Raw genomic sequence first — 22,072 nt, 5'->3', positions numbered from 1 at the left:
GCGAAGCTCCTGATCGAAGCCCCAGTAAACGGCGGCCGTAACTATAACGGTCCTAAGGTAGCGAAATTCCTTGTCGGGTAAGTTCCGACCTGCACGAATGGCGTAATGATGGCCAGGCTGTCTCCACCCGAGACTCAGTGAAATTGAACTCGCTGTGAAGATGCAGTGTACCCGCGGCAAGACGGAAAGACCCCGTGAACCTTTACTATAGCTTGACACTGAACATTGAGCCTTGATGTGTAGGATAGGTGGGAGGCTTTGAAGTGTGGACGCCAGTCTGCATGGAGCCAACCTTGAAATACCACCCTTTAACGTTTGATGTTCTAACCTAGGCCCATAAACTGGGTCGGGGACCGTGTCTGGTGGGTAGTTTGACTGGGGCGGTCTCCTCCTAAAGAGTAACGGAGGAGCACGAAGGTTGGCTAAGCATGGTCGGACATCATGCGGTTAGTGCAAAGGCATAAGCCAGCTTGACTGCGAGAGTGACGGCTCGAGCAGGTACGAAAGTAGGTCTTAGTGATCCGGTGGTTCTGAATGGAAGGGCCATCGCTCAACGGATAAAAGGTACTCCGGGGATAACAGGCTGATACCGCCCAAGAGTTCATATCGACGGCGGTGTTTGGCACCTCGATGTCGGCTCATCACATCCTGGGGCTGAAGTAGGTCCCAAGGGTATGGCTGTTCGCCATTTAAAGTGGTACGCGAGCTGGGTTTAGAACGTCGTGAGACAGTTCGGTCCCTATCTGCCGTGGGCGTTGGAAGATTGAGAGGGGTTGCTCCTAGTACGAGAGGACCGGAGTGAACGCACCACTGGTGTTCGGGTTGTCATGCCAATGGCATTGCCCGGTAGCTAAGTGCGGAAGAGATAACCGCTGAAAGCATCTAAGCGGGAAACTTGCCTCGAGATGAGTCTTCCCTGTCGCTTTAAGCGACCTAAAGGAACGTTTAAGACTAAGACGTTGATAGGCTGGGTGTGTAAGCGTAGCGATACGTTGAGCTAACCAGTACTAATGAACCGTGAGGCTTAACCTGACAACACCGAAAGTGTTTTGTCAGAGAGACGAAACGATGAAGTCAGCTTGTTTAAGATTGAATTACTGGTTATAGACTGTGATAACAGAAGATAACGGGTAATTAAAACAGAATTTGCTTGGCGGCCATAGCGCGGTGGTCCCACCTGATCCCATGCCGAACTCAGAAGTGAAACGCCGTAGCGCCGATGGTAGTGTGGGGTCTCCCCATGTGAGAGTAGGGAACTGCCAAGCATTAAATAAGACGAGAAAGCCAACCCAATGGGTTGGCTTTTTTGCGTTTAGAAGATCGTATTTTACCTTGAGTCATGCTAACACTTTTTTATAGTTAAGTATCAATTTCAATAAGAGAGCAACTAAGTAATATTTTTACTCCATCGAGTAAACTGCTCTATACCAAGAGCCATTAATATATGGCAGAACCATGCACTATAGTTTTCAGGATGTTTTTCTACATCATGATAAAGCTCGTTTAATGAAATCCAACGATGATCCATAACTTCATCGGGATGACACTGTGGTGTTTTATCACTAAAGCCTAAAAAAAGATGATCAAACTCATGCTCAATAAGATCATCCGTGACTTTCTCATTATATAAAATCGTACCAATAGGTTGCATATCACACTGCATACCTAATTCTTCATTTAAACGCCGATGTATTGCTTGTGATAGAGGTTCATTGGGTAAAGGATGGCTACAACAAGTATTCGCCCATAGACCGCCAGAGTGATATTTAGTCAGTGCTCGTTGTTGGATCAACATTTGTTGCTTAGAATTGAAAATAAATAATGAAAAGGCTCTATGTAAGGCACCAGTAATATGTGCCTCCAGCTTGGGCATGGTTCCTAGCTCATTGTCATTTTTATCAACGAGGATCACGGCGTCTTTCACAAAAATCACCTTGGTAAAAATAAAAGAGAGTTATAACGCGAATATACCATGCATGTATATCAAATAATGGTTAATTGTGTTGTTCCTTTAATGGTATTAGTGGGTAACGCTACTGATAACATCATAATATAGTTGTTTAGTTTTCTAGGTTTAATTGAAGTTTTAAGGGAAATTATCTTCTTTACGATAAGCTATCTTGCCATTCTATAAAATTTATTATTTTATTAACATGTTGTTTTCTTTAAACTAAATAGAATATATTGATAATATCTATTACAGAGTTTACTAGATTCGAATTCTGATGAGGGGTAAGATAAATGTTAATTCTGCTACTTACTGTAGCAAAATCTAAATAAAGGAATTTAGTTATGTCTTCTATATTACCTCGCTCTGTAACATCCCCTAAAAAATTCTTTATTGGTAGTCAATTACTTGCTTCTGTTGGTAATTATATGAAAGATTTCGGAGATAATGCTTTTATTATCAGCGATGAATTTTTCCTAGAAAAAGTAAATAAAGAAGCTTTGTCGTCAATTAAAGAAAATGGGCTATCTGGTTTCGTTGAAAAATTTAATTACGAATGTACAGAAGCTGAAGTGGATCGCTTGGGTAAAATTGTTGTTGAAAATAAAGCGAATGTTATTATCGGTATCGGTGGCGGTAAAACATTAGACGTATCTAAAGCGGTTGCTTATTATCATCACCTCCCTGTTATTTTATTCCCAACGATTGCTTCTACAGATGCGCCTTGTACGGCTCTTTCTGTTCTTTATAAAGAAAATGGTGAATTTGATAAATACTTATTTTTACCTCAGAACCCTGATATGGTGATTGCGGATACCGCGATTATTGCTTCTGCACCACAACGCTTCTTCTCTGCAGGTGTCGGTGATGCTTTAGCCACTTATTTTGAAGCACGTGCTTGCTATCAAGCTGATGGACTTAATTTAGTTAATCAACGTCCATCACGTACAGGTTTAGGTCTAGCACAATTGTGTTTTGAAATATTGAGTGAAAATATTGATAAAGCAATGGATGCTGTGCGCCATAAAATTACCACACAAGCTTTAGAGCAAACTATTGAAGCGACTATTTATTTAAGTGGTGTGGGAGCTGAAGCAGGTGGTTTAGCCGCCGCTCATGCGGTCAATAATGGTATGTCTGCAGTTGCTTCCTTACATCATGTGCAACATGGTGAAAAAGTGGTATTTGGATTATTAACACAATTAGTGTTAGAAAATGCGCCACAAGAAGAAATTGATGAAGTTATTCGTATTATCAAAGCGGCTGAATTGCCATTAACGCTTGAAGATATGGGAATGAAAGAGTTTATTGAAAGTGAATGGCGTAATGTAGCGAAAATTGCTTGTGCAGAAGGTGATACCATGGGCAATATGCCTATGAAAGTGACTGAAGAAGATGTCTACAACGCAATGATTGCAGCGAATGCATTAGCGCATCGCTATAAATAATCTCAAGTATTTTTTTTGAATATAAAACCCCAAATAAATTGAATTTGGGGTTTTATTTTAATCTAAAGTTGGGTTCATCTGTGCCAGATCAAATGGTGTAATTTGATAAACATAATAATTTAGCCAATTTGCAAAGAGTAAATGGCCATGACTACGCCAAGATACAAGAGGTTTTTTATTAGGATTATTATCGGGAAAATAATTTTCAGGTAGTTGTGGTGCTAATCCAGCTTTAACATCACGATGATATTCGTCAGCTAATGTATTGGGATCGTATTCTGGGTGACCTGTGGCAAAGACAACACGTTTATCTTTAGATGCGAATAGGTAAGCCCCTGCTTGCTCTGATGTTGCTAATATTTCTAAATCTGTATTTTGTTGAATAAACTCAACAGGAAAACCAGCATAACGTGAATGAGGGGCAAAGAATGTTTCATCAAACCCACGAGTCAGTAACGCGAAAGGATCACATGTTGTATGACGATATACCCCAGAAATTTTTTGTTTTAAGGTATATTTAGGTAAGTCATATAAAATATTTAGGCCCGCTTGAGCGGCCCAGCAAATAAAAAGTGTTGAAGTAACATGCTCTTTTGCCCATGTAATGATTTCTTTTATTTCCTCCCAATAAGCCACATCTTCAAATTCAACTAAACCTAATGGTGCTCCCGTTACAATCAAGCCATCAAAATTCTGTTCTTTAATTTGGGCAAAATCACAATAAAAAGTATCAAGATGCTCAACAGGTGTATTTTTGGGAACACGAGAATCAATACGCAATAATTGGATATCAATTTGTAATGGACTATTAGAGAGCAATCGTAGAAATTGATTTTCTGTTTCTATTTTTTTGGGCATCAGATTGAGTAACAGTACTTTTAAAGGACGAATATCTTGAATACTCGCTCTACTTGATGTCATGACAAAGACATTCTCATTGCGTAAACAACTCACTGCGGGTAGTTCGTCTGGTACTCTGATTGGCATCTCAATAACCTCTAAAAAAACATCTAGACATCTAGAAGCCTGAATTTAGCCAATTCAGATCTAAAAGTCGAGGTGTAGATGCTGTATATGAAGAATATTCATATAAGTAAATGTTATAAGCCGAGCTTTATGTGATCTTCGCATGATCTTAGTTTGTTTAATCATTCAACAAACCAAGATCACTCGAGTTATTTTTGAAATAGCCATTTTTATTCAGCCAAAAAACATTGGTGTAATCACATTGTTAAAAAATGTTTAAATAAAAATGGAATTCATTTTTGATTTTTGTAAAAACTGCATTAATCTTAATCAGGTGTGTAAAAGATTTTAGGGGAATGCAGAATGTCACAATCATTAACTACAGAAGCATTAAGCTTCACAAAACCTTTTGGGATAGCTGAAAAAGAGATATTAAATCATGATGTTGAGTCATTTTTGACTAATTTGGTCAGTCAGTTTTCAGAACGTCGTGACACCTTATTAGCAGAAAGAGAAATTTGGAAACAAAAAGTGGATAATGGAATGCTTCCTGATTTTATTTCAGAATCAGATTCCATTATAAACTCAGAATGGAAAGTGAATCCAATTCCTAAAGACTTGCAAGATCGTCGGGTCGAAATTACAGGCCCCGTAGATCGTAAAATGGTGATCAATGCATTAAATGCTAATGTAAAAGTATTTATGGCAGATTTTGAGGATTCACTTGCCCCGACATGGGATAAGGTTATTGATGGCCAAATTAATTTACGTGATGCTGTCAAAGGAACAATTTCCTACACCAATGAACAAGGTAAGTGCTATCAACTAAAAGCATCGCCTGCGGTGTTAATTGCTCGAGTCAGGGGATTACACTTGCCAGAGAAGCATGTGCTATGGCAGGGAAAACCTATTCCTGGGTGCTTGTTTGATTTTGCCTTATATTTTTACCATAACTATAAAACATTACAGGCAAAGGGCAGCGGGCCTTATTTTTACATTCCTAAATTACAAACTTGGCAAGAGGCAAAATGGTGGAGTGATGTTTTTCATTTCACTGAAAAACGCTTCGGTTTAGCCAGCGGAACTATTAAAGCCACAGTATTAATTGAAACTTTACCTGCGGTATTTCAAATGGAAGAGATCTTATTCCATATGAAAGAGCATATTGTGGGCCTTAATTGTGGACGTTGGGATTATATCTTTAGCTATATCAAAACGTTGAAGAATTACCCTGATCGTGTGTTACCGGATAGACAGGGTATTACTATGACTCAACCTTTCTTAAGTGCTTATTCCCGACTACTTATTCAAACTTGTCATAAACGTGGTGCATTTGCGATGGGAGGAATGTCTGCTTTTATCCCCAGTCGCTCTGCGGAGCAAAATGGTGTCATTTTACAAAAGGTATTTGAGGATAAAGAGCTTGAAGCAACTAATGGTCATGATGGTACTTGGATAGCTCACCCTGGATTAGCCGAAACGGTGTTATCTGCGTTTGATGCGGTATTAGGAGAGCGAGCAAACCAACTTGATGTACAACGTCATGAAAAGATCACCGCAGACATGTTATTGGCCCCTTGTGAAGGTGAAAGAACAGCAACAGGAATGAGAGCGAATATCCGTGTTGCTGTGCAATATATTGAAGCGTGGATCTCAGGTAATGGTTGTGTGCCTATTTATGGGCTAATGGAAGATGCCGCCACGGCAGAGATATCTCGAACCTCTATTTGGCAATGGATCCGTCATCAAAAACCATTATCGGATGGACAGATTGTAACAAAAGCGCTTTTTCGCAACATGTTGAAAGAAGAGCTGGAGGTAATTCGCCAAGAAGTGGGTGATACCCGCTTTGAGCAAGGTCGTTTTAAAGAAGCAGCGACCTTAATGGATAACATTACTACCCAAGATGAATTAGTCGATTTTCTGACTTTACCGGGTTATCAACTTTTAAATTAAAAAAGATACGTCATAACGTATTTATAAACTGCAAATATAAAACATCATCACTACCAGATTTATAGGAGTTATTTTATGTCTATGAGTAGATCAGAGCAGATTGCCCAATTAGAAAAAGAGTGGGAACAACCTCGCTGGAAAGGGATCAAACGTCCTTATAGCGCAGAAGATGTCATTAAATTACGAGGTTCCGTTAACCCTGAACATACCTTAGCAAGACGTGGTGCGCAACGGCTTTGGTCATCATTAAATGGTAAGTCGAAGAAGGGATATGTCAATGCATTAGGTGCTTTAACAGGAGGGCAAGCATTACAGCAAGCTAAAGCGGGATTAGAAGCCATTTATCTATCTGGTTGGCAAGTGGCGGCTGATGCGAATACTGCTGCCAGTATGTACCCTGATCAATCTTTATACCCGGTGGACTCTGTACCCAATGTTGTTCAGCGTATTAATAATACGTTTAGACGAGCTGATCAAATTCAGTGGTCAAATGGTATCGGCCCTCAGCATAAAGATTATATTGATTTTTTCCTTCCTATTGTTGCTGATGCGGAAGCGGGTTTTGGTGGTGTACTTAACGCATTTGAATTAATGAAAGCAATGATTGAGGCGGGTGCAGCAGGCGTTCACTTTGAAGATCAGTTAGCCGCAGTGAAAAAATGCGGTCATATGGGCGGAAAAGTCTTAGTACCTACGCAAGAGGCTGTGCAAAAGCTGGTGGCAGCACGTTTAGCGGCAGATGTTTCGGATGTTCCTACCTTATTAGTTGCTAGAACTGATGCGGATGCGGCCGATCTCTTAACTTCAGATTGCGATCCTTACGATAGTTCATTTTTAACTGGTGAGCGTACCGCTGAAGGTTTTTTCTGTACTCATGCAGGAATTGATCAGGCCATTAGTCGAGGGCTTGCTTATGCCCCTTATGCCGATTTGGTTTGGTGTGAGACTTCCACGCCAGATCTGAAAATGGCGGCTAAATTTGCCGAAGCGATCCATGATAAATATCCCGGTAAAATGTTAGCGTATAATTGCTCTCCATCTTTTAACTGGAAAAAGAATCTTGACGATAGCACGATCGCCCATTTCCAAGATGAGCTTTCTGCGATGGGGTATAAATTCCAGTTTATCACTTTAGCGGGTATTCATAGTATGTGGTTCAATATGTTCGATTTAGCGCATGATTACGCTAAAGGTGAAGGTATGAAACACTATGTTGAAAAGGTACAAGAAAAAGAATTTGCTGCACTATCGAAAGGCTACACCTTCTCATCTCATCAACAAGAAGTGGGCACCGGCTATTTTGATAAAGTGACGACGATTATTCAAGGTGGTATGTCATCTGTTACGGCATTAACTGGCTCTACTGAAGAGCAACAATTCTAGTTCTTACTGTGATGCACTTTTGTGGTGATAATTCAGGAGCAGGATGCTCCTCTTTTTCATGAGGTCAGTTGATGACAGCTGAAGACTTAGTCGCTCAAACGATCTTACAAGGCTTTGATGCACAATATGGGCGTTTTCTTGAGATAACGTCAGGTGCTCAATATCGTTTTGAGCAAGCAGATTGGCATGGTATTCAATTGGCGATGAAAGAGCGCATCCGCTTATACGATAATCATGTTGGATTAGTTGTGGAACAACTTAGATGTATCCGACATGATATTGATAAAGAAAGTGTTTTCTTACAAAAAGTCAAAGAGCGATACACACAATTATTACCTAACTATCCCCGTTTTGAAATCGCTGAAAGTTTTTTTAATTCAGTTTATTGTCGTCTATTTCATCATCGAGAGCTTAATAAAAAAAACTTATTCGTTTTTTCATCACAACCTGCGTATCGTTTTGCGCAAGCCCCTCGCCCTTTATCAAGAACGTTTGTTATACAAAGTGATTTACCCGCATTATTGCAAGATATTTTATCGCGCCTACCTTTGCGTTTACCGTGGCAAAATAAATCGCGAGATATTCAATTTATTTGCCAAACGCTCTATGCGCAATTTAGCCATGAGGAATTACAAAATGCGGTATTTCACATTGCTAATGAGCTATTTTACCGTAATAAAGCGGCATGGATGATTGGTAAGATAGCGATAAATAATCAATTCATTCCCCTGTTATTACCTATTCATAATATTGAACAGCACTTAGTTATTGATACCTGTTTAACGACAACAGATGAAGCCAGTATTGTATTTGGCTTTGCTCGTTCTTATTTTATGGTTTATGCGCCATTTCCCGCGGCATTAGTAACATGGTTACGGGATATTCTCCCTGAAAAGTCTATTGCTGAGCTCTATATGTCGATTGGTTGTCAGAAACATGGCAAAACTGAATATTACCGTGAATACCTTGCTTTTATGAATTTTTCATCGGAACAATTTATTGAAGCTCCGGGGGTAAAAGGAATGGTGATGCTCGTTTTCACACTGCCTACTTACGATAGAGTGTTTAAAGTGATCAAAGATAGGTTTGCGCCACAAAAAACAATGACTGCAGAGCGTGTCAAAGAGTGCTATCGCTTGGTGAAAGAGCATGATCGTGTTGGGAGAATGGCGGATACGCAAGAGTTTGAGAACTTTGTTATTGATAAAAAGCGGATCAGTAACGACTTAATGGCGATCTTAGAACAGGAGATCCCCAACAAATTAGAAGATCTAGGTGATAAGTTACTGATCAGCCATCTGTATATGGAACGCCGTATGACGCCACTTAATATCTATATGGAGCAGTGTGACAATAAACAGTTAAAAGCCGTGGTTGAAGATTATGGCCAAGCACTTAAAGAGTTGATTGCCGCAAATATTTTTCCTGGTGATATGTTATTTAAGAATTTTGGCGTGACACGTCATCATCGCGTTATTTTTTATGATTATGATGAAATAAGTTATATGACAGATATGAATTTCCGTGCCATTCCTCCCGCTCGCTATCCTGAAGATGAACTGGCCAGTGAGCCTTGGTATAGCGTTGCTGAAAATGATGTTTTTCCTGAAGAGTTTCGTTACTTTTTATGTTGTGATAAGCAAGTATGTCATTATTTTGAAGCTCAACATCGTGATCTTCTTTCACCTGAATACTGGCAACAACAGCAGCAAAGAATTAAACAAGGGTATATTGAAGATGTTTACGCCTATCCACAAAGTAAACGTTTTATTGATAACGATATCTGTTAATAAAACAGAGTAATAAAGATAGATAATCGAATGATATACCTATCTTTATTGGGTAATAATTAAAGCATTAAATTAATGTTGAGCGCCAGCAACAGCTTCTTTTGCTAGCTCAGTAATACGTTGATAATCCCCTGCTTTCACAGCATCACTAGGAACTAACCAAGAGCCACCGATACAAAGTACACTTTCCAGTGCAAGGTAGTTACGGTAGTTTTCAGGCGAAATACCGCCGGTTGGGCAGAAACGTACTTGTGAGAATGGTCCTGCAATTGCTTTTAATGCTTTAACGCCACCATTAGCTTCTGCTGGGAAAAACTTAAATTCATTTAAACCGTAACTCATACCGAGCATTAATTCAGAAACAGTCGAGATACCAGGGATAAGAGGAATAGAGCCTGCTACCGCAGCTTTTAATAGCGCATCGGTTAAGCCTGGGCTAATGGCAAATTGTGCACCCGCTTCTGTGACTTGGGCTAATTGTTGAGGGTTGATCACTGTCCCTGCACCAACAATGGCTTCTGGTACTTCTTTAGCAATGCGACGAATAGCTTCAATAGCGCAGTCTGTACGTAGTGTCACTTCTAAAACTTTTACGCCACCGGCGACTAACGCTTTTGCGACAGGTACAGCTTCTTCAATATGATTAATAACAATAACAGGAACAACGGGCCCTGATTTTAGTACAGACTCTGCACTTGTATTCCAATGATTCATCTTTATCTTTCCTAATCAGAAATAATGAAGAGCAAATAAATAGGCTTGCTCCTCATTAGGCAATGAAAACTTTATGTATTAAAAATCAATACAGCAAGCACCTTGTTCAGCACCTGATAAATGGCGACGTAAATTAACGAACAACTCACGACCGCAACCGCTATTGTTTGCGCTGAGATCAGGTATTTCGGTTTGGCGAGCTTCTAAGGTTTGTTCATCAACTAAGAGTGTTAATTCACCTGTTTTGCCATTAACACGAATAATGTCACCATCTTGTACTTTTGCTAATAGTCCACCGTTTACCGCCTCTGGTGTTACATGAATAGCGGCAGGAACTTTACCTGATGCACCAGAAAGACGGCCATCTGTGACTAATGCCACTTTATAGCCTTTATCCATCAATACCCCTAAAGGAGGCATGAGTTTATGTAATTCTGGCATCCCATTGGCTTGGGGGCCTTGATAACGCACAACGACTACACAATCTTTATTCAATTCACCGGCGCTAAATTTAGCGGCAATATCATGTTGGCTATTAAACACAACAGCAGGTGCTTCAATAATTTTATTTTCATCAGGCACCGCCGACGTTTTCATCACTGCTCGACCTAAATTACCTTCCATCACCTGTGTTCCGCCGTGTGAAGAGAATGGCTTATTGATATCGGCAATCACATCTTTATCTAAAGATTGTATTGCACCTTCACGCCAATCAAGTTTACCTTCATTTAGCCACGGCTCTAAGGTATAGCGTTCAATACCAAATCCTGCCACCGTATTGACATCGCGATGAATTAAGCCTTTTTTCAGTAATTCACGAATAATAAGAGCAAGACCACCTGCCGCTTGGAATTGATTAATATCTGCCGGACCATTAGGATAAATACGAGCAATTAATGGCACAACTTGTGATAATTGAGAAAAATCATCCCAATTAATCATAATGCCCGCCGCCCGTGCCATTGCCACTAAATGCATGGTGAGATTTGTTGAGCCACCTGTGGCTAACAGCACAATAATACCGTTAACAATCACCTTTTCGTCAACTAATTGACCAATAGGTAAATAATTCCCCGAGTTTTCTGTTAAGCGTACAATTTGTTTTGCTGCCGCTTCTGTTAATGCTTCACGTAATGGAGTGTCTGGGTGAACAAAAGAGGAGCCAGGTAAATGTAAGCCCATTGCCTCCATCACCATTTGATTGGAGTTTGCTGTACCATAAAAAGTACAAGTTCCCATACTATGGTAAGAGGCTGCTTCTGCTTCTAATAAAGCATTACGATCGACCTTGCCTTCTGCATACAGTTGGCGAATACGCACCTTTTCTTTATTGGGTAAACCACTGGTCATTGGACCTGCAGGGACAAAAATTGCAGGCAGATGACCGAATGACAGTGCTGCCATAGTAAGCCCTGGAACGATTTTATCGCAGATCCCTAAATAAAGGGCGCCATCAAACATATTATGAGATAACCCTACAGCTGCAGACATGGCAATAACATCGCGACTTAGCAGTGATAGCTCCATTCCATCTTGCCCTTGTGTCACACCATCACACATCGCAGGCACACCACCAGCGACTTGACCTACAGCACCAACAGTATGCAATGCCGCTTTAATTTTTTGTGGATAATCTTCATAAGGTTTATGAGCGGATAACATATCGTTATACGCAGTAATGATGGCGATATCATTATGAACCATATTCTTAAGTAAATTTTTATCTTCACTTTGACAGGCGGCAAAACCATGAGCCAAATTACCGCAAGCTAACTGGGCACGGTGTACGGTTTGGCTTTTAGCAGCTTCAATTTTTTTCAGATAAGCGCGACGAGTTATTTGTGAGCGAGCAACAATACGTTCAGTCACTTGTTGTACGGTTTCGTTTAATGCGGCGAAGTTGTTCTGAAACTGGTCATGATTTTTCGGGTTCATAATAGTGCTTCCTTTATTCACACAGGGTGACGGCATTACTTATTGCTATAAGAAAAAATATAAGCGCTTAGCAATAACTTGTTACCGGTAACATTGTTACGGGTAACAAGCTCAGTTGCAATACTCTTAAACCAAGCTTAAACAACATCTGTGATCGATATCAATTTTTTAAGATGATAAGTAACAGTTTTTTAATATTTAACGGCTAAAAATGAAAAAAAACGATTTTTGCATAAGCTGAATCGTTTTATTTAAGGAGAAGCCTTCCTAATTTGTACATAAATAAATAGAAAGGCCTAGCTGGGTTAACTTTTTACACCACCATATTCACGGCTGATCTGCTTAGCCGCTTTTATCACCAGTGCACCTAATTCCGTAATGCGTGAATCTGTCATTCTAGATACGGGGCCAGAGAGTGAAATAGCGGCAAAAGGCTGGTGGTGTTCATCATAGATACAAGCGCCAATACAACGTAAACCTAATGCATGCTCTTCATCATCAAAAGAGAAACCTTGTTTACGAGCTTGTTCTAAATTCTCTTTTAATGCGGAAGGTAAGGTTTTGGTATAAGGGGTATAGGCCATCAGACCTTTTTTCTGTAAAAGGGGGAGTAACTTATTTTCCGGTAAAGTGGATAGAAATGCTTTACCTGCACCAGATGCATGCATTGGCAACTTGCCGCCAATTGGGGCAGACATTCTCATTAATGCATTACATTGTACTTGGTCGACAATCACCGCATCAAATTCAACTTGATCAAGAATAGCCAAATTAACGGTTTCACCTGAATCTTCCATTAATTGACGCAATATAGGGTGCACCATAACCAGTAGGTTACGGGTTTGCAGAAAGCTACTACCGACAATAAAGGCATGAGTGCCCACTACCCATAAACCTAAATCACCTACTTGGCGTACAAAACCATGTTGTTGCAAAGTAGTAAGTAAGCGGTGAGTAGTGGAATTGGGTAGTCCTGCTTGAAAAGCTAAATCAGTTAAAGCAATACCGCCTGGAGATTCGGAAATATATTCCAATAATGTTAAGCCACGGCTTAATGACTGAACGGGGCCACCTTGTGCAGTACTTTGAGTTGCGGGTGTTTTTGGCTTACGAGCTTTTTTATTGGTAGGGGAGACGGTCATACTTACACTCCAGAAATACTGTCCATATTATCCTCTATTATGACCTATATAACGTAATAAAACTCCTCTGATCTGTATATTTTTCAAAACAAAGCATATGAAAACAAATATTGATGTTATCGGGTTATGGTTAGGTGAAAATCTCTCATATTCCTCTTAGGAATCTTTGCAAAGAGATATGATAGGATAAAAAAACAACGAACTTGCTATATAACGAAAATAACAACAACACAATATTCTTTGGTAGAGGAAGCAATGTGACCATGATAACTCAGCAGATTACGCAAGCATTAGCCAAACGTATCTTAGTCCTTGATGGCGCAATGGGAACCATGATCCAGCAATATCAGTTGGCAGAAGAAGATTACCGAGGTGAACGTTTTGCCCATTGGCAATGTGATGTTAAAGGGAATAATGACCTTTTAGTCTTGACGCAGCCGCAGATCATTACTGAAATTCATAATGCTTATTTTGAAGCCGGTGCAGATATCGTAGAAACAAACACCTTTAATGCAACCTCTATTGCCATGGCTGATTATCAGATGGAAGGGTTATGTGCAGAATTGAATGAAGAGGCTGCTAAACTTGCCAGAGCCTGTGCTGATAAATGGAGTGCATTAACGCCAGATAAACCACGTTATGTTGCAGGGGTATTAGGGCCAACCAATAGAACAGCATCCATTTCTCCTGATGTTAACGATCCCGCATTTCGTAATATCTCATTTGATACATTAGTGATGGCTTATCGAGAGGCGATCTGCGGACTCATTAAAGGAGGGGTGGATTTAATTATGGTGGAAACCATTTTTGACACTCTAAATGCTAAAGCGGCTATTTTTGCGATTAAATGTGAGTTTGATAATCTTAATATTGAATTACCGGTGATGATCTCAGGGACTATCACTGATGCGTCAGGTAGAACATTAACAGGGCAAACCACAGAAGCGTTTTATCACTCACTACGTCATGCCGACGCGTTATCATTTGGTTTAAATTGTGCGCTAGGGCCAAAAGAATTACGCCAATATATTCAAACTCTCTCCCAAATATCAGAAACTTATGTCAGTGCTCACCCTAATGCTGGCTTACCTAATGCCTTTGGCGGATATGATTTAGATGCCAATGAGATGGCGGAACAAATCAAGGAGTGGGCGCAAGCTGGGTTTCTTAATATTGTCGGTGGTTGTTGTGGCACAACCCCTGCCCATATTCAGGCTATTGCTCAAGCGGTTGATGGCATAGCACCTAGAACATTACCTGTCATTAAAAAAGCCTGTCGACTCTCAGGTCTTGAGCCTTTGGTCATTGATGATAATTCGCTGTTCGTCAATGTGGGGGAACGAACGAATGTGACAGGTTCGGCTAAATTTAAACGTTTAATAAAAGAAGGTAATTACCAAGAAGCCCTTGATGTTGCTCGTCAGCAAGTTGAAAACGGTGCTCAAATCATCGATATCAATATGGATGAAGGCATGTTAGATGCGATAGAAGCAATGACACGTTTTCTTAATCTTATTGCGGGTGAACCCGATATTGCCAAAGTCCCGATTATGATTGACTCGTCAAAATGGCAAGTCATTGAGGAAGGATTGAAATGTATTCAGGGTAAGGGAATAGTCAATTCGATTTCGATGAAAGAAGGGGAAGCCCTTTTTATTGAGCATGCAAAATTAGTTCGTAAGTATGGTGCTGCGGTTGTCGTGATGGCGTTTGATGAAATAGGGCAAGCAGATACTCGAGAGCGAAAAATAGAAATTTGTCGGCGTGCGTATTATCTATTAACTGAAAAAGCCGGATTTCCACCAGAAGATATTATTTTTGATCCCAATATTTTTGCTGTAGCAACGGGTATTGCTGAACATAATAATTATGCGGTTGATTTTATAGAAGTTTGTGCGGATATTAAATCTCAACTGCCTTATGCTTTAATTTCTGGCGGTGTTTCTAATGTGTCATTCTCTTTTCGGGGCAATGATCCCGTTCGGGAAGCGATCCACTCCGTTTTTCTCTATTACGCTGTAAAAAATGGTATGGATATGGGGATTGTCAATGCTGGGCAACTCGCTATTTATGACTCATTACCGGATGAACTACGTAATGCGGTAGAGGATGTTATTTTAAATCGCCATGCAGAAAGTACTGATAATTTACTGGCACTCGCAGAGCGTTATCGTGGTACTAAAAGTGAGGAACAGCACTCTACGCTTGCGCAATGGCGGCAATGGGAGGTCGAAAAGCGCCTAGAGTACGCGTTAGTGAAAGGGATCACCGAATTTATCATTGAAGATACCGAAGCGTGCCGCCAACAAGCTTCGAGTCCTATCGAAGTGATAGAAGGGCCATTAATGAATGGCATGAACACTGTGGGCGATCTGTTTGGTGAAGGTAAAATGTTTTTACCCCAAGTAGTAAAATCGGCACGGGTGATGAAACAGGCCGTAGCTTACCTTGAACCTTATATTCAAGCGACAAAAAAAGCAGGCAGCTCGGCAGGAAAAGTGTTACTGGCGACAGTAAAGGGAGATGTCCACGACATTGGCAAAAATATTGTCGGAGTGGTGTTGCAATGTAATAACTATGAAATTATCGATCTGGGGGTCATGGTACCTTGCGATAAAATCTTGCAAACAGCCATTGACGAAAATGTTGATATTATTGGATTGTCTGGATTGATCACTCCATCACTGGATGAGATGGTGAATGTTGCTAAGGAGATGGAAAGACGCGGTTTTTCTCTTCCTTTAATGATTGGTGGTGCGACAACATCGAAAGCGCACACGGCAGTAAAAATTGAACCTAATTACAGCCACCCAACCGTTTATGTGCAGAATGCGTCAAGAACGGTCGGGGTGGTCGCTGCATTATTATCGGCCACACAAAAGGCTGATTTTGTCGCTAAAACACGCCATGAATATGAAGTGGTACGTCAGCAGTATGCGAGAAAAAAACCGCGTACACCTCCCGTTTCCTTAGCGAAAGCTCGTGCCAATGCATTGCAGCTTGACTGGCAACACTATACGCCACCTAAGCCGAACCAATTAGGGGTACAACAAGTTACAGCCAATATTGAAACTTTACGTGAGTATATCGACTGGACGCCTTTCTTTATGACTTGGTCATTGGCGGGGAAATATCCACGTATATTAGAAGATGAGGTTGTCGGAGAAGAGGCGAGACGCGTTTTTGCAGATGCGAATGCCATGTTGGATAAACTCAGCCGTAAAAAATTACTGACACCAAAAGGTATCGTTGGTTTATTCCCTGCTAATCGCCTTGGTGATGACATTATTATTTACCAAGATGAAACGCGACAGCATGAGTTATTACGTTGTTGCCATTTACGCCAACAAACAGAAAAAAAAGAGTACCCTAACTATTGCTTAGCAGACTTTATTGCCCCTGTGGATAGTGGTCTTGCTGACTATTTTGGTGCTTTTGCAGTTACCGGCGGTCTAGAAGAAGATGCACTCGCTAATGGGTATGATAATGCTCATGATGATTACAATAAAATTATGGTAAAAGCGCTATCCGATCGTCTTGCAGAAGCTTTTGCCGAATATTTGCATCAACAAGTGAGAACCAAGATTTGGGGTTACAGTCCTGACGAAGCGCTCTCTAATGACGAGTTGATTAGAGAAAAATATCAAGGAACACGACCTGCACCGGGATATCCGGCTTGCCCAGAGCACACAGAAAAAGCAAAAATTTGGCAACTGTTAAATGTAGAAAATCGCATTGGTATGAAGCTTACTGATGCTTACGCGATGTGGCCGGGGGCTTCGGTATCGGGTTGGTATTTTAGTCATCCTGAAAGTAAATATTTTGCCGTCGCTCAAATTCAAAAAGATCAGGTGGAAGATTACGCCAAACGTCGTGGTATGAGTATGAGTGAAGTTGAGCGTTGGTTAGCCCCTAATTTAGGCTATGAGCCTTAATTAAACGGTATCTGAAGATTGTAATAATGTAATAAATAACAAGGTGATAATCATATCCCCTTGTTATTTTCTCTCGCAGTTCCCATTAAAGATGTATAAGCTGTAAGCCTGTATCAGAAAAAAGGACATGATGATGAGTTATACTTTGTATCTTCAGCAAACCCCAACAGTTGGCACTAAAGTTCCTTTTCCTTCTTTAGCCAAAGGAAATTACCCATTAAATGAAGTTATCATTAATGCGTTTTTAAATCTGATGCAATTAACAGGGAATTTGGATACAGATGCATTATTAGATGAAAAAATGTTTGATAAGATTTGGCTTAAGGCTGAAATGACACCGGCGCGCATGGAAGAAATTGGTGACTATATTTATCATCATATTCCTACACATCCAGCCCCCCTAGAAGAAGAGATCACACTATTTAAGCAAGCTATGCAAGAAGAAGAGGCATTGTTAGCTAAAGAGAGTGAAAAAGAAGGGTGTATTCCAATTTATAAGTTTGCTACAAATGATGGTTGGATTGTGACACCGAAAGAGTGTGAGATTATTGCCTCAGCACTTACAGCTAAGCTTCTTGAAGATAACCATGTATTTGTGGAACAAGTGGCTAAGATGTCTCATATTGCCTATCGCTCGTTAGAAATCGCGTTGATTGATTTTGGTAAATTTAATCAATTTGCTAAAAAATATGGTGGTTATCGAGTTTATTAAAAAATAAAAAGCGGATCTTTCTATCGAAAGGCGTCCGCTTACGTTAACATTGTAATAGGGTTGGATATTGTTAGAAAGGTATATTTATTTTTTTAAAAATTCTTTATATGTGCTTATTTTTCCTTTGTTCTCTGAACTGATAAACAAACTCTTAAACAAACTCTTTTTATGGATGTTTATCATATTGTTGATACAATCAATATTGATTTTTTCTTTTGGTATTGATTCTCTTTCGATTCTGTTGGGGAAAACTTCAGTATAGAACAAAAAATTGAGAGTTTCTTGATTAGGATATGAAAGAAAATCTAATTTATTATTATATTCATGTTTTAATTTTGAGTCTATTCCTATAATTATTTTGTGATTGATATTAATTCTATTATTGATTTTTACTATTGGGGCTGTGATGCTATTTTGTGGTTGATAAAGAGTATGAGTATCAACACGTGAATTGTGGAAAGGTTGTGATAAATTATATAGTGATTTTATTTCATTTCGTAGTTCTTTTAATTTTTCACTCTTATTTATAAAGTTCACATGCATATTTTGGACAGTTTTACAAATATCATAGCTTAATTTTATAGACATAACTCCCTCTTAAAGATGAGAAAATAAATTAAAAATACTCTATATCATTTTTAAATATAATAATTTTAAATATAAATCATTTTAGCTGTAAAAATAAATAAAAATAGGCTCCTTATTGCAAGAAGCCGATGTTAAATTCTAAAGTTATTGAAATGTTGTTATTCTATTTCCATATCTTAATCTTATGTTGTTTATATTTATTCTATAAATATTTACTAAGTAATAAGTTAAAATAAGGTGTCGTGTAGTTTTCTGACAATATTATCTGCATCTTTGCCATCCACTAATAAGCATAAGTTATGGGTACTCGCACCATGACTTATCATTCTAATATTATAATCCTCTAAAGTGCCAAAAATTTGGCTTCCTAAGCCATTGACTTGCGATAGTGAATTACCAATGATAGCGACCAATGCCAGATCTTCTTCTACTTCAACGCGACATAATGCGGATAATTCTGTTAATAGAGCATTAGTTAACAGACTGCCTGATGAGCTAGTGGTACCTGTGGTATCCAATGTTAAAGCAATACTGACTTCTGATGTGGTTATCACATCAACCGAAATATGGTGGCGTGATAAAATGGTAAATATTTCTGCCAAAAAACCACGGGCATGAAGCATTTTCAAACTATGCAGGGTAAGTAGTGTCTGGTTTCTACGTAGTGCAATGGCACGAAACACAGGAGGATTATCAGTTTGTGCACAAACCAATGTACCACCTTCTTCTGGTGCTTTGCTTGAGCCGACAAACACAGGAATGCCACTACGCACTGCAGGTAATAACGTTGCGGGATGGAGAATTTTAGCACCAAAGGTTGCCATTTCAGCCGCTTCATCAAAGGCAATATGATCAATACGATGTGCTTGCGGGACTATTCTTGGATCAGTGCTATAAATACCAGGCACATCAGTCCAAATATCGACACGTGACATCCCTAATGCTTCACCAATCAGTGCCGCAGTATAATCACTTCCGCCACGCCCTAAGGTGGTGGTTTTTCCTTTAGGCTCTTGTCCGATAAAACCTTGGGTAACAATCACGGTTTCTGTTAAACGGGGCTGAATTAAACTTTGTGTTAACTCAGTTAATTGCGCCATATCTGGCTCAGCATGACAAAACAGATCGTTGGTTTTCATCACTTTTCTGACATCAAACCAATCTGCACTTATTCCTTTTTCACGTAACAGTTCAACAAACAATAACGTTGACATCAATTCACCGTGGCTGACTAACTCATCGGTTAACGCATCAGAAGTTGCCAAGGCTGCCGCTTCTGACAGCATTTCAATATTTTCCAATAAGCGGTTTATTTCTTGAGAAATAATTTCTGATTGTGATAGTTGATTGATGATGGCGTATTCAATATCACGAACTTGAGCCAATAAAGCGGCTCGTTGTGTTGCGTCAACACCTGTCGCAAGTTCGATAAGCAAATTGGTGATCCCCGCTGAAGCAGAAAGAACCACCACACGGACTGATTTCTGTTTTAAGATAATATCTGCACACTTTTCCATCGCCGCAAAATTTGCCACGCTAGTGCCACCAAATTTGGCGATAGTAAAAGGTGATGAAGGTGTTGCAGTATTATCTTTCATTGTTGTATTCCTTTAGTCCCAGTGAGATGTTAAACACAGTTAGGAATATCGGTTATTGCCAAAAGAGTCAATCAAGAGTGAAGGATAATCAATTTAATTAATAATCACTCAAAGATTATCGGTTTTGCCTATGTAAGTAATTAATACTAGATTTGTTGAATGGTTTTGACGAATATCATCAAATAAGAAAGAATTGACCGTAACTATTAAATGACAGGCTACAATCTGAGAGTATCGGATTGTAATCTTAAGAGAGTATTGTGAATGAAAAATGTAAACCCAACTCATACCTTAGCTTGGAAGGCATTAGAAGACCATTTTGCCGTGATGAAAGATACAGAAATGAAAACACTGTTCTCTCAAGATCCATCACGCTTTAACACCTTTTCAAGAACGTTTTCAGACCAAATTCTAGTCGATTTTTCAAAAAACCGTATCACCCAAGAAACATTAGATAAATTACAGGCTCTGGCTAAAGAGTGTGATGTCGCTGGTGCGATAAAGAGTATGTTTAGCGGTGAAAAAATCAACTGTACGGAAGATCGTGCGGTACTCCACACCGCATTACGCAACCGTAGCAATACACCGGTTATGGTAGATGGCAAAGATGTGATGCCAGAAGTCAATGCCGTATTGCATAAAATGAAAGTATTTAGTGAGCGTGTGATTAGTGGTGAATGGAAAGGTTACACAGGTAAAGCGATTACTGATGTGGTCAATATCGGTATTGGTGGCTCTGATTTAGGCCCGTATATGGTGACAGAAGCACTGCGCCCTTATAAAAACCACTTGACCATGCATTTTGTTTCTAATGTTGATGGCACACATATTGCTGAAACCTTGAAGAAATGCGATCCAGAAACAACGCTATTCTTGATTGCTTCAAAAACCTTTACCACACAAGAAACCATGACCAATGCACACTCTGCAAGAGATTGGTTCTTATCTGCGGCTAAAGAGAGTGCTTTTGTTGCGAAACACTTTGTTGCGTTATCAACTAATAGTGCTGAAGTAGAAAAATTTGGTATTGATACCGCAAATATGTTTGAGTTTTGGGATTGGGTTGGTGGCCGCTACTCATTATGGTCAGCAATTGGTTTATCCATTGTATTATCTATTGGTTATGACAACTTTGAGCAGTTACTGTCCGGTGCTCATGCTATGGATAATCACTTTAGAACCACTGAAGCTGAAAATAATATTCCGATGATATTGGCGCTTATTGGCATTTGGTATAACAATTTTTTTGGTACCGAAACTGAAGCGATTCTGCCATACGATCAATATATGCACCGTTTTGCTGCTTACTTCCAACAAGGTAATATGGAATCCAATGGTAAATATATCGACCGTGATGGAAACAAAGTCAGTTACCAAACCGGACCTATTATTTGGGGAGAGCCGGGAACTAATGGCCAGCATGCGTTTTATCAATTAATTCATCAAGGAACCAAACTGATCCCTTGTGATTTTATTGCACCAGCGATCAGCCATAATCCATTATCTGATCATCATGCAAAACTAATGTCGAACTTCTTTGCACAAACCGAAGCATTGGCATTTGGTAAAACTCGTGAGCAAGTCGATGCAGAGTTTGCCTCAGCAGGAAAAGATCCCGCAACCATGGGGTATGTGGCACCATTTAAAGTGTTTGAAGGGAATCGTCCCACCAACTCCATTCTTTTAAAAGAGATCACTCCCTATTCATTAGGTGCGTTAATTGCGATGTATGAACATAAAATCTTTGTACAAGGTGTAATTTTCAATATCTTCACCTTTGACCAATGGGGCGTTGAGTTGGGCAAACAATTAGCTAATCGCATATTGCCTGAGTTAAAAGGTAAGGAAAGTGTTAACAGTCATGATAGTTCAACAAATAATTTAATTAATCGTTACAAAGCATGGCGTTAAGAGAATAAATTAAGTGTGATTAAGCGCTTATAACCAAGGAGGTTGA

14 protein-coding genes and 2 rRNA genes are annotated in these 22,072 nt (G+C 39.6%); 9 read left to right on the top strand and 7 right to left on the bottom strand.

The features are described 5' to 3' along the window. Together AACQ49_RS06575 and rrf are read left to right on the top strand one after the other, a co-directional pair. Positions 1-1,032 (top strand): 23S ribosomal RNA (locus tag AACQ49_RS06575); the annotation flags it as partial. 117 nt (positions 1,033-1,149) lie between these two features. After that, a 5S ribosomal RNA gene (gene rrf / locus AACQ49_RS06570) occupies positions 1,150-1,265 on the top strand. 122 nt (positions 1,266-1,387) lie between these two features. Here the strand turns inward: rrf and idi are convergent. Beyond that, positions 1,388-1,933: an isopentenyl-diphosphate Delta-isomerase gene (gene idi, locus AACQ49_RS06565; RefSeq protein WP_004245930.1), complete on the bottom strand. Its 546-nt coding sequence runs from the start codon at positions 1,931-1,933 to the stop codon at positions 1,388-1,390. Between the two features lie 359 nt (positions 1,934-2,292). On the opposite strand from idi, the gene AACQ49_RS06560 reads away from it, so the two are divergent. After that, entirely contained in the window at positions 2,293-3,396 is a 1,104-nt protein-coding gene (locus AACQ49_RS06560) for a glycerol dehydrogenase (protein WP_004245929.1), read from the top strand. Positions 3,397-3,453: 57 nt separating this feature from the next. On the opposite strand, the gene metA is transcribed toward AACQ49_RS06560, so the two are convergent. Beyond that, on the bottom strand, positions 3,454-4,383 hold the full coding sequence (metA, locus tag AACQ49_RS06555) for a homoserine O-acetyltransferase MetA (protein ID WP_004245927.1): 930 nt from the start codon (positions 4,381-4,383) through the stop codon (positions 3,454-3,456). 342 nt (positions 4,384-4,725) lie between these two features. Here metA and aceB point away from each other — a divergent pair, with 342 nt between their 5' ends. From aceB to aceK, 3 genes are all read left to right on the top strand, one after another. Beyond that, positions 4,726-6,318: a malate synthase A gene (aceB, locus tag AACQ49_RS06550; protein WP_088206993.1), complete on the top strand. Its 1,593-nt coding sequence runs from the start codon at positions 4,726-4,728 to the stop codon at positions 6,316-6,318. Between the two features lie 75 nt (positions 6,319-6,393). Next, complete coding sequence (aceA, locus tag AACQ49_RS06545; RefSeq protein WP_004245925.1) at positions 6,394-7,701, top strand: isocitrate lyase; 1,308 nt, start codon at positions 6,394-6,396, stop codon at positions 7,699-7,701. A gap of 71 nt (positions 7,702-7,772) precedes the next feature. Further along, the gene (aceK, locus tag AACQ49_RS06540; protein ID WP_060961229.1) at positions 7,773-9,491 is read left to right on the top strand and encodes a bifunctional isocitrate dehydrogenase kinase/phosphatase; all 1,719 of its coding nucleotides are present in this window, start codon (positions 7,773-7,775) and stop codon (positions 9,489-9,491) included. A gap of 72 nt (positions 9,492-9,563) precedes the next feature. Here the strand turns inward: aceK and AACQ49_RS06535 are convergent, their stop codons facing one another. From AACQ49_RS06535 to iclR, 3 genes are all read right to left on the bottom strand, one after another. Then, complete coding sequence (locus AACQ49_RS06535) at positions 9,564-10,205, bottom strand: bifunctional 4-hydroxy-2-oxoglutarate aldolase/2-dehydro-3-deoxy-phosphogluconate aldolase (protein ID WP_004245923.1); 642 nt, start codon at positions 10,203-10,205, stop codon at positions 9,564-9,566. A 78-nt stretch (positions 10,206-10,283) separates the two neighbouring features. Further along, entirely contained in the window at positions 10,284-12,140 is a 1,857-nt protein-coding gene (gene edd, locus AACQ49_RS06530; RefSeq protein WP_049202975.1) for a phosphogluconate dehydratase, read from the bottom strand. A gap of 305 nt (positions 12,141-12,445) precedes the next feature. Then, positions 12,446-13,282 carry a glyoxylate bypass operon transcriptional repressor IclR gene (gene iclR / locus AACQ49_RS06525; RefSeq protein ID WP_004245921.1) on the bottom strand — a complete coding sequence of 279 codons (837 nt, stop codon included), beginning with the start codon at positions 13,280-13,282 and terminating at the stop codon, positions 12,446-12,448. A 263-nt stretch (positions 13,283-13,545) separates the two neighbouring features. Here iclR and metH point away from each other — a divergent pair, with 263 nt between their 5' ends. Further along, a complete protein-coding gene (metH, locus tag AACQ49_RS06520; protein ID WP_088206994.1) occupies positions 13,546-17,217 on the top strand; it encodes a methionine synthase in 3,672 nt (1,223 codons plus the stop codon). A 133-nt stretch (positions 17,218-17,350) separates the two neighbouring features. Beyond that, positions 17,351-17,929 carry a hypothetical protein gene (locus AACQ49_RS06515; RefSeq protein ID WP_004249153.1) on the top strand — a complete coding sequence of 193 codons (579 nt, stop codon included), beginning with the start codon at positions 17,351-17,353 and terminating at the stop codon, positions 17,927-17,929. A gap of 84 nt (positions 17,930-18,013) precedes the next feature. Here AACQ49_RS06515 and AACQ49_RS06510 read toward each other — a convergent pair whose 3' ends face one another. Together AACQ49_RS06510 and lysC are read right to left on the bottom strand one after the other, a co-directional pair. Then, on the bottom strand, positions 18,014-18,517 hold the full coding sequence (locus tag AACQ49_RS06510; RefSeq protein ID WP_004249154.1) for a hypothetical protein: 504 nt from the start codon (positions 18,515-18,517) through the stop codon (positions 18,014-18,016). Between the two features lie 227 nt (positions 18,518-18,744). Next, positions 18,745-20,115, bottom strand: coding sequence for a lysine-sensitive aspartokinase 3 (lysC, locus tag AACQ49_RS06505; protein WP_088206995.1), 1,371 nt, complete (start codon positions 20,113-20,115; stop codon positions 18,745-18,747). A gap of 264 nt (positions 20,116-20,379) precedes the next feature. On the opposite strand from lysC, the gene pgi reads away from it, so the two are divergent. After that, positions 20,380-22,026 carry a glucose-6-phosphate isomerase gene (pgi, locus tag AACQ49_RS06500; RefSeq protein ID WP_004250104.1) on the top strand — a complete coding sequence of 549 codons (1,647 nt, stop codon included), beginning with the start codon at positions 20,380-20,382 and terminating at the stop codon, positions 22,024-22,026. Positions 22,027-22,072 lie beyond the last annotated feature (46 nt).

The sequence above is a fragment of the Proteus sp. G2675 genome (genome assembly GCF_963886535.1).
Lineage (GTDB): Bacteria > Pseudomonadota > Gammaproteobacteria > Enterobacterales > Enterobacteriaceae > Proteus > Proteus mirabilis.
Note: the sequence above shows the minus strand (reverse complement) of the source record. Positions and strands in the feature narration are given on the sequence as shown.